The 13,719-nt window shown below is 39.2% G+C and carries 15 protein-coding genes; 1 reads left to right on the plus strand and 14 read right to left on the minus strand.

What is annotated here, in order from left to right:
• Positions 1–261 precede the first annotated feature (261 nt).
• From B7E05_RS12835 to B7E05_RS12885, 11 genes are all read right to left on the minus strand, one after another.
• Positions 262–957, minus strand: a complete 696-nt coding sequence (locus B7E05_RS12835; protein WP_080874578.1) for a SpoIIIAH-like family protein — start codon at positions 955–957, stop codon at positions 262–264.
• A gap of 13 nt (positions 958–970) precedes the next feature.
• Complete coding sequence (spoIIIAG, locus tag B7E05_RS12840; protein ID WP_080874579.1) at positions 971–1,609, minus strand: stage III sporulation protein AG; 639 nt, start codon at positions 1,607–1,609, stop codon at positions 971–973.
• Positions 1,606–2,232: a stage III sporulation protein AF gene (gene spoIIIAF, locus B7E05_RS12845; protein WP_245833087.1), complete on the minus strand. Its 627-nt coding sequence runs from the start codon at positions 2,230–2,232 to the stop codon at positions 1,606–1,608. The genes spoIIIAG and spoIIIAF overlap by 4 nt, the downstream gene beginning before the upstream one ends.
• A 6-nt stretch (positions 2,233–2,238) precedes the next feature.
• Complete coding sequence (spoIIIAE, locus tag B7E05_RS12850; protein ID WP_342744997.1) at positions 2,239–3,447, minus strand: stage III sporulation protein AE; 1,209 nt, start codon at positions 3,445–3,447, stop codon at positions 2,239–2,241.
• Between the two features lie 68 nt (positions 3,448–3,515).
• Positions 3,516–3,908 (minus strand): stage III sporulation protein AD, encoded by a 393-nt coding sequence (gene spoIIIAD, locus B7E05_RS12855; RefSeq protein ID WP_080874580.1) that lies wholly within the window; start codon positions 3,906–3,908, stop codon positions 3,516–3,518.
• Between the two features lie 11 nt (positions 3,909–3,919).
• Entirely contained in the window at positions 3,920–4,120 is a 201-nt protein-coding gene (spoIIIAC, locus tag B7E05_RS12860; RefSeq protein ID WP_042534715.1) for a stage III sporulation protein AC, read from the minus strand.
• Between the two features lie 45 nt (positions 4,121–4,165).
• Entirely contained in the window at positions 4,166–4,678 is a 513-nt protein-coding gene (gene spoIIIAB / locus B7E05_RS12865; protein ID WP_080874581.1) for a stage III sporulation protein SpoIIIAB, read from the minus strand.
• Entirely contained in the window at positions 4,647–5,600 is a 954-nt protein-coding gene (spoIIIAA, locus tag B7E05_RS12870; protein WP_080874582.1) for a stage III sporulation protein AA, read from the minus strand. Before spoIIIAA ends, spoIIIAB begins: the two co-directional genes overlap by 32 nt.
• Positions 5,601–5,949: 349 nt before the next feature.
• Positions 5,950–6,513 carry an elongation factor P gene (efp, locus tag B7E05_RS12875; RefSeq protein WP_080874583.1) on the minus strand — a complete coding sequence of 188 codons (564 nt, stop codon included), beginning with the start codon at positions 6,511–6,513 and terminating at the stop codon, positions 5,950–5,952.
• A gap of 24 nt (positions 6,514–6,537) precedes the next feature.
• Positions 6,538–7,599, minus strand: a complete 1,062-nt coding sequence (locus tag B7E05_RS12880; RefSeq protein WP_080874584.1) for a M24 family metallopeptidase — start codon at positions 7,597–7,599, stop codon at positions 6,538–6,540.
• Positions 7,600–7,681: 82 nt separating this feature from the next.
• On the minus strand, positions 7,682–8,179 hold the full coding sequence (locus tag B7E05_RS12885; RefSeq protein WP_080876304.1) for a YqhR family membrane protein: 498 nt from the start codon (positions 8,177–8,179) through the stop codon (positions 7,682–7,684).
• A gap of 540 nt (positions 8,180–8,719) precedes the next feature.
• On the opposite strand from B7E05_RS12885, the gene B7E05_RS12890 reads away from it, so the two are divergent.
• Positions 8,720–9,103, plus strand: a complete 384-nt coding sequence (locus B7E05_RS12890; RefSeq protein WP_080874585.1) for an SA1362 family protein — start codon at positions 8,720–8,722, stop codon at positions 9,101–9,103.
• A gap of 150 nt (positions 9,104–9,253) precedes the next feature.
• Here B7E05_RS12890 and B7E05_RS12895 read toward each other — a convergent pair whose 3' ends face one another.
• The 3 genes from B7E05_RS12895 to B7E05_RS12905 all read right to left on the minus strand — a co-directional run bounded on the left by B7E05_RS12895 (position 9,254) and on the right by B7E05_RS12905 (position 13,686).
• Complete coding sequence (locus B7E05_RS12895; RefSeq protein ID WP_080874586.1) at positions 9,254–10,144, minus strand: patatin-like phospholipase family protein; 891 nt, start codon at positions 10,142–10,144, stop codon at positions 9,254–9,256.
• Positions 10,145–10,352: 208 nt separating this feature from the next.
• The gene (mntR, locus tag B7E05_RS12900) at positions 10,353–10,772 is read right to left on the minus strand and encodes a transcriptional regulator MntR (protein WP_080874587.1); all 420 of its coding nucleotides are present in this window, start codon (positions 10,770–10,772) and stop codon (positions 10,353–10,355) included.
• 349 nt (positions 10,773–11,121) lie between these two features.
• Positions 11,122–13,686, minus strand: coding sequence for a vitamin B12-dependent ribonucleotide reductase (locus B7E05_RS12905; protein ID WP_080874588.1), 2,565 nt, complete (start codon positions 13,684–13,686; stop codon positions 11,122–11,124).
• Positions 13,687–13,719 lie beyond the last annotated feature (33 nt).

Here is a 13,719-nt window from a genome sequence, read left to right on the forward strand (position 1 = left end):
TTCGTTTCCCTATCTTCTAATATATTACGATAAAACGCACAAAAACTTCAAGTATACTGTAAATCATATCGGTATAAACAAGATACTGGAATGAATATAGCAGAAAAAAACACGGCTGCAAATTATTCTATCATTGAATTTGATAAAATGCTTCCCTTAATCTTGATATCTATAGTATAACAGTTCTTGCCTGTTTATGTCCGCCTGGACTTTTTTTACATAAGTAAAGCCAGCAACTTCATAAGGCTGCCGGCTTGTTGTTTATTCTTGTGTTTCCGTAGTTTCTTCCTCTGTTTCTTCCGCTTCTTCTTCTGTTTCTTCTGTACCTTCTGCTTCATCCTCTGTTCCTTCTGTATCCTCCACTGTTTCTTCCGTGGTTTCCTCAGCTTCTGTTGGTTCCTCCGCTCCTGTGGTTGGTTGGAAATTAACTTCCGCTTTTATGTCCGTTCCAAATTCATCACGAGCCATTTGCATAATATTTGCAGCTTCTGTTACCGGTAATTCCTCTGTTTTTACATGAATATGAACTTTATCGCCATCCGTCCGAACAAGAACGTCTTCATATTCTGTTGCACCTAAAAGCTGCTCTTGGAGAATGTTTTCTTTGCTGGCTAATTCCTCTAAACTGTCAATTTCCTGCAATGCTTCATCCTTTTCAGTTGGTGAGGCATTTGCTGAAGCCACTACATCTGTAAGCTGGCTTTTCTTCCGGCTGCGTTCGTCTTGAATTTCCATACGAATGGTTGTAAACAATTCATCACTATCTACATTTTCGATATTATCTACTTCTACCCCTTCATCTGATTGCGTTGCAGGTACTACATCTTCCGAGCTTGCTTCCTGCCCATCATCTACAAAAGCTAAATCATTCCCGTTTGCTGAAAAAATGTAATAGACACTTAAAACAACCATCAAACTTAACATTGTGAGTAACCATACTGTTTGTTTTTTTAACATACATTTTACCTCCTTAATTTTTAGGCATCACTGATATTTTATGTGAAGGGACGTCTAACACTCTGGATACTGCTTCAATAACCTGGCTTTTCATCGATTGACTTTCCATCCCCCCTGCAACAATGAATACGCCCCGAACTTCCGGCTGCTTTGACTGTACAAGTAAAGGTGTTTCTTGCTCTCCCTGACGGTAAAGTACGACCTGATGATCATCGGTTTGATCTTCGACTGTTCTGGAGCCTCCGTTTCGATCGGTCTCATCTGTTGTCTGTTGTCCCGTTGTTTTATTTTTTTCATACACCTGTTCACTGGTTGCATCCAGGTGAATCATGACCTCTGTGTCTGAAACACCGTCCATCTGATTCAACATACTGGAAAGCTCTTCGCCCAATGTATCCTCCAGCTCTTCTATTTCCCCTTCTATCGTTTCTGCAGCTGCTTCTTCTGATGTTTCTATCTGTGAATCGTCATAAGGAACGGGCTGCGTCTCCTCTTCCGGCTTTAAAACATTACTGATAATCATAAACAGAATTCCCACCAACCCTAAAATGACGATAAAACCTATTTTTTTTGATGGTTGTTTTTGCTCTTTCCCCGAAGCATGTTCCTTGTCTGTGGTCTGTTTTAAAAAGTGAGTCAGTTTATTTTTCAAAATCCCTCTCCTTCCCAATAGACCTTGATTTCTTTATCCTCAATTTCCCAAAGTTCTCTTAAACGGGCCTCCATCTCTTGTAATGGCTCTTCTGCATGCGTTTCCTCCTCATTGCCCCATTCAATAACCACATCTTCAACCGTATTCATCGCTCCTTCCCCTGGTTCTGATTCTGTTATATAAACAATGACCTCTGTCAGCTCCTCATATGAAACGGAGTCCGTTACAGAGAATTGGAAATCAATAGAGGCAATCTCCGCATCAAATTCTTCCTTCAACGGATCTTCTGCTATGTTTTCCAATTCATTTGCCATTTGTTCTAAAATATATGCATCTTGTCCACTTTCTATTTCTTTTTTTTCTAAATCAATTTGATTTTCTATCGATGGCTGGCCTTGAAGCTGATTCTCTATTTTGTTCATAGAGCTTGATATAGCAGCGTTTATATCGGTATTAAACAGGTAAAAAACAGGTTGAAGCAGAATCAAAATTAAGATTAAACTGATTGCCAGCCGCACATATTTTTGCAGATGATTTGCCGGAACAAGCAAATCAATGACAGATGCCAGAATGATAAATAAAATAATTTGTGTCACCCAGTCTGTAAATACCCCGATACTCATCAACCCCTATCGTAATAAGACGGTTAGATTACTTGCTGCAACAATAATGACAATCCCGAGAAAAAACATCAGGGATACAGCTAATAGACAAGCTAAAATAAATAAAATATACGTACTCACTGTATTTAAACATTGCACAATCGGTCCTCCGCCGAGTGGCTGTAATATCGCTGCAGCCAGCTTATAAATAATCGCGATAACGCCGACTTTTAAAGCAGGAAAAGCAACAATAAATAAAATAATAAAGAGACCAATCATGCCGACTGCATTTTTTAGGATAAGGGATGCGCTGAGAATCGTATCTGCAGCATCCGTAAATGTCCGTCCCAAAACGGGTATAAAGTTTCCAGTTACAAATTTTGCTGTTTTCATTGCGACGCCATCCTGAATGGCAGTCGCCGTACCCTGGACAGAAATAACTCCCAAAAAAATGGTCAAAAAAACACCCAAACTGCCTACCGCAACATTTCGAAATAAATTTGCTAAGTGTGTTACTTTATAATGACTGTTTAAACTGCTGATAATAATCAGCATGGCTGATAAAAATAATAAAGGTAACACAAAAGCGGAAATAAAAACGCCGCTGAAATGAATGAAGAATATAATAACCGGATGAAAAAAAGAAACAGAAATGACATTTCCAAAACTCGCCATCATCCCCAGTACCAGAGGCAGGAGCGCAATCATAAAATTTTGCATCGTATCAATCGCATCTTTTGTATAAGAGGTTGCTAAATAAAAACTATTCAGAACAATAAACAATAAGACGAGAAAAACAACAAAATAAGCAACTTTGCTGACCGTTGTCTGTTCAAAAGCAGATTGAAGCGATTGCAGCACTACGGCGAATAAGGTCAGCATTAAAAGCGTCCCTAACAGTTTTCCATTAATAATCAGCTCATGCAGGAGATAGCGTAAAAAATGCATCAGGATATCCTGGATAGAGAAGCTGTCTCCATTTTTTATCCATTCATAAATACTGATTTTTTGTAAATCCGGTAAATTATCTCCATATTCCATGACAAGCTGATCCCAGTAGGATTGAATTTCATCCAGCGAAATCTCATCTAATAAAGAATCTTGAAGTGTCTCTTCTTCCTCTGTCGTTATCGGGGTATCCTCCGCTTGAACAACTGTTTTATTTCCATGCATAACAATCAGAACAATAATAAACATACAAAGCATCCGGAGTAATTTGGCGAGTCCTTTAGGCAATCTGGATACTCCCTTTCCTGGCGATATTAGAATGTGTCTGTTTTTATTTCTCTTATTTTCTTTCGCCATTAAACGTTCGGGATAAAACCGATAATTGCTTCAATTACTGCTGTGATAATAGGGACAGCCAGCAGTAAAATAAATATTTTTCCTGCTAATTCAATGTATTTTGATACGGAATTCAGTCCGGCGTCCTTGGTCAGATGTGCCCCGATTTCAGCAATATAAGAAATTCCGATAATTTTTAAAATCGTTGTCAAATAAAGTCCTTGTACATTTGCCTGGTCTCCAAGTTTTTGAATTGTTTCAAATATTAATTGGACTTGTTGAATGATGGAAAAAAAGATAGCAATGCCTGTAATAAGAACGATTAAAAAAGCAATCGGACCATGAACTTCTTTTAAAAGGATATATAATATACTTGCTAATACACCTAAAATTGTAATCTGGAGAATATCCATAGCCAATCTCCTTAAAATAGAAATACAGATCTAATTTGCTGAAATAAATCAGAGAGCCCGTTCACCACGATGAGAAGAACAAGTATAAAACCAATTAATGTAGCAAACTGCGCAATTTCTTCCTTCCCCATTTGTTTTAGAATCGTATGGATCAGTGCAACAATAATGCCTATGCCGGCAATCTGAAACAGAATTAATGCGTCCACAAACATGTCCCTGCTCCTTCCCTTTTGCTACAAATTTCTTTCAAAGAATATTCAAATAAACAAAAGCGCTAAAAAGATACCGCATAATAGACCCAGCACATTTGACAATTTTCCATACGTCTGAAAACGTTCCGTGGCATTTTTCCATTGCTCCTCTAAATAGATATTGGTTAATTTTAAGTGTTTTTGCTGCTGTTCAATATCATGCTGGCCCAGCGTTCTCCCAAACTGAAGTAATATCTCCAGCTCACTTTTTTGCAGAGAGGATTGTCCAACTAATCGACGGGCGCTTGCTTTCCAAATGTCGTTAAAATCTTTTTCTTTATTTTCAAGCTCGCCAGCTAGTTCTTGATAAAATGCAGCAACTGGTCCCCGCAGTTTATCCGAGATAACATAAAACGCTTCTTGTAATGGAACCTGACTATACACCATCTCCGCCTCCAAAATCTGAAGCGATTGTAATAGTAATTGAATATGCTTGGGACGCTGTTTTAATGCTTTTCCCCATTCCCATCCAAGTGCTGTGGACATACTAATTAAAAGCAGCACGCCAATCCACTTCAATGTCACCACCTCTTTGCTTGGGGTTTATTTGCTTCCCGTCTCTATCATAAGCACAAATCAGTTTGCCGATTCTGCTCCCGCGCCCCAAAAGTAAAAAACGCTCAAAAATCGATTCCTGTACAATTTTTTGTATGGTCGGCCGACGATATAAATCTGCCATATCATTTGCATGTAACGTGCAAATAACCTGCACGCCTGCCTGAGATGCTTCAATGATGGCCTCTACATCCCTTTCCGTGCCAATCTCATCAACTATCAGGATATCAGGAGATAATGTGCGAATCGCCATCATCATTCCTTCTGCTTTCGGACAAGCATCCAATACATCTGTGCGCATTCCGATATCATGTTGCGGAACACCGCGGATAGAAGCCGCAATTTCAGAACGCTCATCTACAATGGTTACTTTTTTAGAACGGTTGATATCAGAAAAACTGGCTATTTGTCTGCAAATATCCCGAATCACAGTTGTTTTTCCGGATTGCGGAGCACCAAGAATCATGGTGTGATGATATGCGCCGTCATAGATATAAGGCATCAATGCATCTGCACATCCTTTTTTCTGTTTGGCAATACGAATATTAAAAAAGGATACCGGTTGAATCGCTTTTACTTTTTGCCCTGATGTGATAATTCCTCCTGCGATACCAACACGATGACCACCTTCAATTGTTATAAAACCATTACGCAATTCTTCTTCCATCCGGTATAGAGAATATTCACTCAGCTGATTCAGGATATAAACAGCTTCTTTCTTATCCGGCAACGGTCCATCCAGCCAACAGATAGAGGCGTCGAAAATAAATTCTATTTTTTGATGCATACGCACCCGGATTTCCTGGAGTTGCGGCCAGCGCTGACCTACGAAATGTTTTATTCTGTCTTGAAAGGCTGGTGGGAAAAGCCGCAAAATCTCATTCATGATAAAACCCCGCTTTTTGAAAAAATACAAATCAGCTTATTTTCCTTAGATTGTATGTTTACAAAGGCTCCAACTTAAAAGAAATTTGCTACAAGAGGAATGCCGTGATGATAGGGTTAAGTACGGTACTACGATGACTCGTCCCATCGAAAATGCTGAAGGCACTTTGAACATTCTCTTAAAAATATATGATTTTGAAATGAAATTATGCCCTGGAGTTATTTGTTTATGAAGAGGATTGGAATGGACCAGAGGTAGAAAAATAAAAAAACAGATAACCTGCTTTATGGATCGTTTTTTGGACATAAAAAAAGCAGCCTGCTTTCATTAGCAGACCGCTTATACCGATTTAATTTGATGCTCTGGAAACGTATTTTCCATCTGAAGTATTAATAACAAGAACGTCTCCTTCATTTACGAAGAAAGGAACTTGTACAATAAGACCCGTTTCCATTGTAGCAGGCTTGGAACCGCCGCTTGCTGTGTCCCCTTTTATTCCAGGTTCTGTTTCGGTTACGGTCAGTTCCACGTTGTTTGGAAGTTCCACTCCGATAATTTCGCTTTCATAGCTGATTACGGAAACTTCCATATTTTCTTTAATAAATTTCAACTTATCTTTTATTTGTTCCTCAGGAATTTCAAGCTGTTCGTACGTCAAAGTATTCATAAACGCATGTCTGTCGCCTGATGCGTATAAATATTGCATCTTATTATTTTCAATATGCGCTTTGCCTACTTTTTCGCCTGCACGGAATGTTTTTTCCTGAATGTTTCCGTTACGTAAATTACGAAGCTTTGAACGGACAAATGCCGCCCCTTTTCCCGGTTTTACATGCTGAAATTCAACCACTTGCCAAATATCATTGTCTACTTCAATGGTTAAACCTGTTTTAAAATCGTTTACTGAAATCATATTTTTCCTCCTGTACCCTTTATTTTATAATTGTATCAATTCTTTTGGAGCGTATGTCAGCCGCTCATTCCCCTCTTCTGTAATGACAATATCGTCCTCAATACGGCATCCACCTAATCCCGGAACATAAATTCCCGGCTCTACGGTTACTACCATACCTGGTTCTAACACCGCATCTGATCGAGGAGATAATCCGGGACCTTCATGTACTTCCATACCTACAGCATGGCCTGTGGAATGGCCAAAACGTTCCCCAAACCCTTTTTCAGTAATATAATCCCTGGTTAAAGCATCTGCCTCTTTGCCTGTCATTCCGGCTTTCGTGCCTTGTACACCTCGAAGGTTCGCCTCTAATACTATATCATAAATTTCATGTAATTCTACAGAAATTTCTCCAACAGCCAGCGTTCTTGTGATATCGGAACAATACCCTTCATATAATGCACCGTAATCCATTGTCACCAGTTCGCCTTCCTGAATCTTTTTCGTAGATGCAACGCCATGCGGCAATGCAGACCGGTAACCTGAAGCTACAATGGTGTCAAAACTTGAGGAGGTCGCTCCCTGTCTGCGCATAAAAAATTCTAATTCATTGGAAATATCGATTTCCGGTACGCCGGGTTCGATAAAAGATTGAATATGCGTAAAAGCATCATCAGCGATTTTTGCAGCTTGTTTCATCATTCTCAATTCATCCGGTGTTTTAATCATACGTAATGTTTCCAGGATTCCTTGTACAGGAATCAGTTCTTGGGAAAATTGGCGCTGATACGACTCGAATTGACTATACGTTGTATAATCTTTCTCAAAAGCCAGTCTTTTCAAGCCCAGTTTGTCGAGTTGGTTCGCAATTTCCTGGACCAATCCTTGTTTATGTTCTATGATTTCAAAGTTGTCAGCTTGTTCAGCTGCTTGTTCTGTGTAACGGAAATCTGTAATAAATAAAGCTTTGTCTGCAGTAATTAATGCCGCTCCGGACGTACCAGTAAAATTCGTAATATAGCGTCTGTTATAGGGACTATCAATCAATATCGCATCCACTTTGTTTTCTTCTAACTTTTCACGTAAACGGTCCATTTTCGTCAAAACGCTTCATCCTCTCCAAAATCTCAAGTTTCATATGTCATTTTATCATATATAGTTCCATTTGAATAATCCCGGGAGAACGCTAACTATTTTTTATAACCTCTTCCGTTTTCTGGGCGTCCATATAGTCATAGGATATGGAATAGCCAACAAATGTACCGTATAAAATAAATAAACATATCGTTGTCACCCATGTATTCATGGACCATTCCGAGATTGTAATAACATCATGGAATATAGGGCGGAATAAAAGAAACAACAGAGCCCATAAAATAAGACCATATAATATCCCTGCCCACATATGCTTGATCTTTCTAAAAACTAAATAATAGAGAAATGCAATCAGTAAAGAAACGACACCTGCCAAAACCGTTGTAAAAAAAATACCTAACCATGTATCCGTCCACGCGTCAGATACCCAGGAAGTTAACAGGTAATTTTTTGGCTGCACCTCCAAAAAATTAAAATAATACATCGCACTTGCAAGCAAGCTGAATGTCACTCCTCCTATAAATCCCGTATACATTGCTTTTACTAACACAGATTCTTCATTATCGTTTATTTGTTGTTTCTTTGACATACGTCTCACTGTCAACCACCTCCACTCTTTAGTATGACCAAATATGGAATCTGGTATGACAAAGTGAAATTTTATTCAACAAGGAATCTTATTACCTAAGAAACAAAGACTACATATATGATATTCTTAGGTGTTACGATGCTCATCCATATTATCGCAACACCTTTGTGCCATACATCCGATTGCCCTGAACAAATCGGCGTATTGCTGGCTGTAAAACTTCCACTTTGAAATTTAGTGTTTCCTTTAATCTTGCAAGCGAGTCTTCTTTTGCTAATAACACTGTGATAAAATCATATTTCTGCCTTACTATGGGAATATTTTTTATAAAAGAGGGAATAAATAAGTAATAGAGAAGGAAACTTTCACAGTAAGTAACAACTTCTTCACCTGCTCAAATGTTTTGCAGCAGGATGGATCATTTCAGTATTTCAGTACACGGCACATCAGCGCAAGGAAATGAAGTTCCTTGACAGGACTGTGCAAGCACGATGTGATAAAATATAAGCATAAATCATGCGTGAGGAAGGAGGATTTCAATTGAGAAATAAAGCAGTATCTATTTTCGTTTATGTCATTATCGCTTTTGCGGCTTTCGGTTTGGTATCCCAACTATTTGGAAATACAGCCGCATTTCTATCAAGACTATTGATTTCTATCGGAATAGGGGCAGCTATCTTTGGATTGGTTTATTTCTTTCTCATACGCAGGCGGCAGCCTTCCGGAAGACAGCGGGATAATATGAAAAAATATAAGCAAGCAGTGAAACAATCTAAATCCAAGTATGGTCATCAACAGACTGTCAAATCAACTGGGTCCGGCTATCAGAAAGCAAATCAAAAGAAAAGAAATCCTAAAAAAGCAAGTCATTTACGTGTCATCGAAGGTAATAAAGCGAAGAAGAAGAATCGTGTTTCTTCTTAAAAATGGATAGAAGATGGCGTTACAGGAGCTTAATGTTAAGCTCCTTTTTGCTTTGTTTATTTTTTTATCCTAATCCATATTGTACATCAACAATTAAATGTGCTTCCTCGTACGAAAGTATGGCGTTTTATCAACTTGTGAAAATAACCTCTACCCGCTCCATGTACGCAAGAATTTCTCACTCGATTCTTTCCCTATTATCCGCAGCTTTTCCCTATTTTCCTCGGTTATATTAAAATTCATGGAATTTTGTTCCGGAGCAGATACAAAGATAATATGATCCGCTTGCTGTTTTGATATATATCGATTGTCATGCGCCTGCTTCATTGTCGCAAAAAGAGCCGGGAACATTTGGAGAGCATTTTGAATTTTACGGGGTTCCAACGAGGCAGAAGGGTCTGTTAACTTCACGCCGATAATGGGACGGGGCTGCTTTTTTGTATCCTCGGTAAAAACCCATAACGGAAAATTACTCAATAAACCGCCATCCACCATCACGCTTTTTTCTTTTTTCCTGCCTTGTATCCTTTTCGGCATAAAAAAATATGGAAAACCGGCACTCATACGAATAGCCGCAGCTACAGAAAACGTATCCGGATGTAATCCATAAACACGTTCTAAATCATCTGGAATCACAACTAATTTACCAAGTGATAAATCACTGACCACCACTTTCAATGCACCAGATTTCAAATCACCAAATTGATAGACCCCTTGTCGGGCCAGAACATCTCGAAGCCACTCCTCCAGTTGCACCCCTTTGTATAAGCCTAATTGAAAGTAGAGAAATAACCATTTTGTTACCGGCAATACCTTTGATAATAGAGGAGGATCAGCTAATTTCTCAACATCCAGTGTTTTCATCATTTGTTTAATATCTTTATAATGATAACCCGCAGCTAAAAGCCCTGCTATAATCGCTCCTGCGGAAGTACCTGCAGCACGCTCTACTTGCAGATTTTTCTCCTGCCAAGACTCCAATACGCCGACATAAGCAAATCCTTTCACTCCCCCGCCTGAGAATACAGCATCAATTTTCATGACATCGCTCCATCCTGTATAGGTGCTTATTGATTTATACGCTTATTGGCTTGTTTATTATGCTTCCCGGTTTATGATTCCAAAAGCCAAGGGATGGAACGTGCGAATATTCAAAGGGGAGATGCAAATACCAATAGTGTATGCCGCTGTAACAAGTGCCATCATTCGTATACCAAATAGAAAAACCAGTCATTCCTCGAACAACTGGTTAGGCTTTATTTGCTTCACTTGTTTTTTGTAAATCATTTCTCCGCTGCTCATCTTCTTTAAAATAGGCAACAACATCTGCAATCCTGTCAATCGAATTCCAGCTGAGATGATGCTCAATTCCTTCTACATCATCATATATATGTTCTTCATCGACGCCGATTAATCCCAGAAAATCTTCCAGCAGTTCGTGTCTGAAAACGAGCCGCTCTCCGATTTTTTTGCCTTTAGACGTCAATACAAATCCACGGTATTTTTCGTAGTCTAAATAATTATCCTTGTCCAATTTCTGCACCATCTTTGTGACGGAAGAAGGATGCACTTCTAACGCCTCTGCGATGGAGGAAACTCTGGCATATCCTTTTGCTTCAATTAAATTATAAATAATTTCAATATAATCTTCCATGCTAGGTGTTGGCATAAAAAGCTCCTTTCTATGGTTGCCACAAGAGAGCGTAACCACTCCTTCAATAAGTACGTTAATTTTTTTTATCAAAGGAAACTTTTTTTCTACCCTAATCATAGCGTATTTTTCTATAAAACTCAAGTGATTATTTTTGGTATCGTAATGACCCTTTCATTGAATAAGCCCAAAAATGGCCTCACTTGATATACATTCGGAAGACGGCTTTTAAATCCGGGGTAGTATATCAAGTGAGGCCGATGGAATATTGCCAGAAAGAAAGCAGCCTGACACCGTGCAATAACGGTATCAGGCTGTCGTATAATATAGATTTTGCATTTTTCTCCGTTGTTTTATTTTTGTTATTTTACAATCCACATTTTAATTGTGCCCCACAGCTAGTGCACGTATTGCAACCGCCGATATCTTCCACGCTTCCTTCTCGGCAGACCGGACACGTATCTCCTACCTCGGAACCAATCGTTACATTCGTTTTATCTAATTCCTGAATCGTATCCATAAGCACAACCTTTTTATCTTCTTTCTCTTCCGGGAATAATTCTGTCTGCTCCCCAGTTTGATTGTCTTCTGCTTTTAAGGTCAGGACTTGGGAATCTCTGCTTCCATCCACATAAACAGTACCGCCTTTTGCACCGCCATTATAGAGACGGCGATATACGCTTTCTACTTGATCGACCGTATATCCCTTTGGCGCATTTACTGTTTTCGAAATGGAACTGTCAACCCAGCGCTGAATGACACATTGTGTATCAGCATGTGCTTCAGGGCTCAGATCCATTGCAGTCACAAACCAATCCGGTAAATCTTTACCTACTGCTTCTGGGTGCTCATTGAAATATTCCTCAACAATATCTGCTTTTACTTCAATAAATTTGCCCAATCGTCCGCTTCTGTAATAAGAGAACGAGAAGTACGGTTCAAGGCCTGTACTTACACCAACCATCGTACCTGTACTTCCGGTTGGAGCAACAGTAAGCAAGTGCGAGTTGCGAATGCCGTATTCCAACACGCCTTCCTGGATATCAGCCGGCATTTTTTGCATATAACCTGTTTGTATGAAACGTTCACGTAACGTTTTTGTTTCTTCTTCTGTTTCACCAACTAAAAACGGGAAACTTCCTTTTTCTTTCGCTAACTCAATAGATGTGCGATAGGCTGTTGTTGCAATGATTTCAAATACTTGATCCACAAGCTTATTCCCTGCTTCTGAGCCGTAAGCTGTATCGCAATAAATTAATAAATCATGCAGTCCCATCACACCTAAACCGACACGTCTTTCGCCTAAAGCCTGCTTTCTATTTTCAGCTAAGAAATACGGGGTTGCATCGATCACATTATCTTGCATCCGTACACCAGTCTCTACCGTATCTTTTAATTTTTCTACATTTACCGATTTGGTTTTTTTATCTGCCATTTCAGCAAGGTTAACAGCAGCTAAATTACAAACAGAAAATGGTGCAAGCGGTTGTTCTCCGCAAGGATTTGTTGCAACAACCTGCTGACCATACGCTTTTGCATTGGTCATATCATTCGCATTATCAATAAAGAAAATGCCTGGTTCTGCAGAATACGTTGCGCAAATATTGATTAAGTTCCACAACTCTTTCGCTTTTACTTTCCTGTATACACGAACGCCATAGCCCATTTCTTCCCACTTACGGACATCCCCTACTTCATGCCACTGTTCATTATAAGCTTTCATTTCTTCTGCTGTATAATTTTCCACATCTGGAAAGCGCAGTTCATAATAATCGTCTGTTTCCACTGCTTCCATAAATTCTTTTGTAATACAAACGGAGATATTAGCGCCTGCTAGAAATTCCGGATTATGAACGGAATAAGTTCCTCCATCACGCAGTTTATCCGTCGCCTGTTTCATGGCAGCATCTGTAAATCCGCCTTGACCAGGTATTGCTTTATAATTGACAATTCCCTGATATAAATCAAATTCCGTCTCTGTCAGCGGAGTAAATTTTAGCTTTTCATTTGCCAGCTGTTTTATTTGTTCGTCTTCTGTATTTTCGATTAAATAGCGCAAAATCCGCGGATTTTGCATTTTAGAAATGATAAATTCAACTATATCCGGGTGCGAATCAACGAGCATAATCATTTGCGCACCGCGTCTGGAACCGCCCTGTTCAACCAGATTTGTCAGTTTAGCAATATCATCCAGCCAGGAAACACTGCCGGAAGATTTCCCGTTAACTCCTCTGGCTAAGGTATTACGCGGTCTCAAGGTAGAACCGTTTGTACCTACTCCGCCGCCTCGTGACATAATTTCCATAACTTGTTTGCGATGATCCGATATTCCTTCGCGGGAATCTTTTACAAGCGGCATCACATAACAATTAAAATATGTTACATCTGTTTCAGCACCTGCTCCATAAAGTACACGCCCTGCCGGAATAAAGTTCATCGATGCCAATTGATTATAGAACGCATCAAATGATCTGGCTTTTCTTTCTTCTGTTTCCTCTACTTCGGAAAGCCCTGTCGCATTTCTTTTGGCAATTTGTTCATAATAAATTTCCAGAGGCTTTTCAATCACATCAAGAGAGCGCGTAATTATTCCCTTCTCTCTTTCTTCTTCTTTATCTAAGACTCCTACATAACCCGATTCAACAGCTACTTCAGCCTTGTTATCTTCCCAATTTATATCTATAATAAAACCTAGACCGCGTGCTGGAAATTTCGGATCTGCTTTGACAGTCAGAACGACAAAATCACCTTTTTTTAATGTTTTTTTCTCTGTATCTTTAAATGCATACCGATCCAGCATAACTAATCGGGACACACCTTGATGCGTGATATGCATTTCTTCTGTAATTGGATGGACAGCTTCGAATTTTTTTATATCCTCATTAAGCGCATCAATATGAACCTGTCTTAATGATTCTAAATGGGTTGTCAATGTTATCGCTCCTCGTCTTACGGTTGATTACTT

Source organism: Oceanobacillus timonensis (genome assembly GCF_900166635.1).
Classification (GTDB): Bacteria; Bacillota; Bacilli; order Bacillales; family Amphibacillaceae; genus Oceanobacillus; species Oceanobacillus timonensis.

Excerpts from the sequence above, each read along its gene's own strand:
- B7E05_RS12835 (WP_080874578.1), bottom strand. The coding sequence starts at position 957 with ATGTTAAAAAAACAAACAGTATGGTTACTCACAATGTTAAGTTTGATG.
- spoIIIAF (WP_245833087.1), bottom strand. The coding sequence starts at position 2,232 with ATGAGTATCGGGGTATTTACAGACTGGGTGACACAAATTATTTTATTT.
- spoIIIAD (WP_080874580.1), bottom strand. The coding sequence starts at position 3,908 with ATGGATATTCTCCAGATTACAATTTTAGGTGTATTAGCAAGTATATTA.
- spoIIIAC (WP_042534715.1), bottom strand. The coding sequence starts at position 4,120 with ATGTTTGTGGACGCATTAATTCTGTTTCAGATTGCCGGCATAGGCATT.
- spoIIIAA (WP_080874582.1), bottom strand. The coding sequence starts at position 5,600 with ATGAATGAGATTTTGCGGCTTTTCCCACCAGCCTTTCAAGACAGAATA.
- efp (WP_080874583.1), bottom strand. The coding sequence starts at position 6,513 with ATGATTTCAGTAAACGATTTTAAAACAGGTTTAACCATTGAAGTAGAC.
- B7E05_RS12885 (WP_080876304.1), bottom strand. The coding sequence starts at position 8,179 with ATGTCAAAGAAACAACAAATAAACGATAATGAAGAATCTGTGTTAGTA.
- B7E05_RS12895 (WP_080874586.1), bottom strand. The coding sequence starts at position 10,144 with ATGAAAATTGATGCTGTATTCTCAGGCGGGGGAGTGAAAGGATTTGCT.
- mntR (WP_080874587.1), bottom strand. The coding sequence starts at position 10,772 with ATGCCAACACCTAGCATGGAAGATTATATTGAAATTATTTATAATTTA.